3 protein-coding genes are annotated in these 2,395 nt (G+C 69.4%); all 3 read right to left on the bottom strand.

What is annotated here, in order from left to right; translation table 11 throughout:
* Positions 1 to 81: 81 nt before the first annotated feature.
* Genes tsaB through WAW85_RS15265 form a run of 3 tightly spaced genes read right to left on the bottom strand, consistent with a single transcriptional unit; the run spans position 82 to position 2,379 of the window.
* Positions 82 to 804, bottom strand: a complete 723-nt coding sequence (gene tsaB, locus WAW85_RS15275) for a tRNA (adenosine(37)-N6)-threonylcarbamoyltransferase complex dimerization subunit type 1 TsaB (protein ID WP_422560441.1) — start codon at positions 802 to 804, stop codon at positions 82 to 84.
* A complete protein-coding gene (gene tsaE / locus WAW85_RS15270; RefSeq protein ID WP_422560440.1) occupies positions 797 to 1,258 on the bottom strand; it encodes a tRNA (adenosine(37)-N6)-threonylcarbamoyltransferase complex ATPase subunit type 1 TsaE in 462 nt (153 codons plus the stop codon). The genes tsaB and tsaE overlap by 8 nt, the downstream gene beginning before the upstream one ends.
* Positions 1,255 to 2,379: an alpha/beta fold hydrolase gene (locus WAW85_RS15265; protein WP_422560442.1), complete on the bottom strand. Its 1,125-nt coding sequence runs from the start codon at positions 2,377 to 2,379 to the stop codon at positions 1,255 to 1,257. The genes tsaE and WAW85_RS15265 overlap by 4 nt, the downstream gene beginning before the upstream one ends.
* Between the last annotated feature and the right edge of the window lie 16 nt (positions 2,380 to 2,395).

The following is a 2,395-nucleotide window of genomic DNA, read 5'->3' as shown; positions in this document are numbered from 1 at the left end:
GCCACGGCGAATCCCCGGCGAACAACTGCGCCTCCAGCTCCGCGCACCGCGGCAGGTCGGCGGGCAGCAGTGGCTCGACGATCACAACAGCGACTTGCGCCGCTGATCGGCGAGCAAGACGGCGTCCGGTCGCCGCAGGTACAGCGGAGTCAGGTCCCCGCCCCCCGAGCCGCCGACGGAGGAGTCGGGTTCACCCTGAGCCGCCACCGCGGCCACCGCGACCAGCGCGGCCGGCGTGGGCACGGTGGTCGTACTGACCGGCAGCTCGTACCGGTCGGTGAAGCCGGGCGTACCGGCCACGATCTGCGCGGCGCCGCGATCCACCGCGTCTGGCGCACAGACCTCCGGTCCAGCCACGCGTTCACCACCGCCGTAGCGCGCCCAGTAGACCTCGCGTCGGCGCGCATCGGTCACCACCAGGACGTCGTCGGTTTCGCCGGTCGCCGCGGCGATCGCGTCCAAGGTGCAGACTCCGTACGCGGGAATGTTCAACGCGTCGGCGTAGGCCGCGGCGGTGGCCAGACCCACGCGCAAACCGGTGAACGGTCCCGGTCCGCACCCAACGACGACAGCGTCGAGGTCGGCGCCGCTGACCCCGGCCTCGGCCAGGACTTCGCGCATCAGGGTGGTGAGGACTTCTGCGTGGCGACGCTGGTCGTCGAGTACCCGGCTGGCCAGGGTGGTGGTTTCGACACGGCTCGTCGCTCCGCTCGTCGCCGGCTCAACCATCGAGGCAGTCGAGACCACGCCCACAACGACCGAGGGGGTCGCGGTATCGATCGCCAACATCAGTCGCTCAGTCATTGCTTACCCATTCCCAGCTCGCGCGGCGCACCTCGGACTCGTCGGCGCGGCGCAGCCGGACCAGTACATATTCTTCGACGAGGCGTTCGGCGACGCCTTCGCCCCATTCGACGACGACCACCGAGTCGGCCAGGTCGGTGTCCAGGTCGAGGGCGTCAAGGTCGTCGAGTCCGTCGAGCCGGTAGGCGTCGACGTGGATCAGGCCGACGGCGCCGCCGGGGCCGGGCCGATGTTGGCGCGCAATGATGAAGGTGGGTGACGAGACCCGTCCGGCGACGCCCAGTCCGGCGCCCAGGCCGCGGGTCAGGGCCGTCTTGCCAGCCCCGAGGGGTCCGTCGAGGATCACCAGATCCCCGGCACGCAGCACCGCCGCCAGCTCCCGGCCGAAAGCCTCGGTGTCGGCGACCTCGGGGAGTACCCGCTCCCCCGCCGATCCGCGAGAAATCGGCGTCACTGCGCCGCTCCCCAGCGCCACCGCATGGTCGGCCGGTTGCGGGCGTGCCGGGACCGCTGCACCAACGAGTCGATGCCGTCGTTCACCAGGTCGGGGTACTCCATCGGCAGCATGTGACCGCAGCCCTCCCCGATCAGCAGCCGCGAATCGTCGCCCAGCTCGGAATACATGCGCACCGAGTTCGGCAGCGGAGTCAGCCGGTCTAGGTCGCCGCACATCACCGCCGACGGCACTTTGGCGAGCACCGGCAGCGCCGTCGACTCGTCGTGGCTCTCCAGGGCTCGCAGAAAGTTGACCATCGTCGAGATCGGCGTGTTCTGGATCATCGACTCGACGGCGTGCCCGGCGGTCGGACTGTAGAAGTCGGGACCGAAACTCGCGGCCACCAACACCGGCTCGACGGCCTGGCGGGTGATGCCGCGGCCGGCCTGCACCAGCCGCGGAATGTAGCGGACCGAGATACGCAATGCGTCGACGATCGGATTATTCAGACCTTCGCCGAGTCCGGCTTCGGTGATGCCGCGGGCCGCGGTGGACACCAGCGCCACACCCGTGATGCGGCCGGTGTGGCTGAACAGTTCCGGATGCGAGCGGGCCAGCGCCATGACCGTCATGCCGCCCATTGAATGGCCGACCAGAATCACGCGGCCGGTCGGTGCGACGGCGCGGATCACCGCAGCAAGGTCGTCGCCCAACTGCTTGATGGAGGCCGACTGAGCGGGGGCCGGATCACTGCGGCCGTGGCCACGCTGATCGTAGAAAACCATCCGAACGCGGCGGTCGGCCCAGCGCTCGGCGAGGTCGTATCGCTGAAAATGCCAGGACGCCATCCGCAAGGTGAAGCCGTGCACAAAAATCACCGTCAGTTCGGGCGGAAGCGTGTCCTTGCCGCCGGTGATGTGGGTGCGCACGGCTAGCCCGACGCCGTCGTCGGCGATCACCGTCGACGACTCGTCGTTGTAGATGCTCTTGAAATCGGTGTCGACGTACGGGTCGACCGCCTCCCCACTTTTACGACGACGGCGCGATCGGCGAACGTTACCGCCCAGCGTCACCCCCAGCGATCCGACGTCCCGAAGGCCGGCGCCCCAGCCCCGCTTGTCGCTCTTCTCCTCGGTCACGCTCGGGCCCCTCCGG

Origin of the sequence: Gordonia sp. (in: high G+C Gram-positive bacteria), from assembly GCF_049299075.1 — a bacterium.
Taxonomy (GTDB): Bacteria; Actinomycetota; Actinomycetes; order Mycobacteriales; family Mycobacteriaceae; genus Gordonia.
This window is presented reverse-complemented; position numbering and strand designations above follow the sequence as displayed.

Excerpts from the sequence above, each read along its gene's own strand:
- tsaB (WP_422560441.1), bottom strand. The coding sequence starts at position 804 with ATGACTGAGCGACTGATGTTGGCGATCGATACCGCGACCCCCTCGGTC.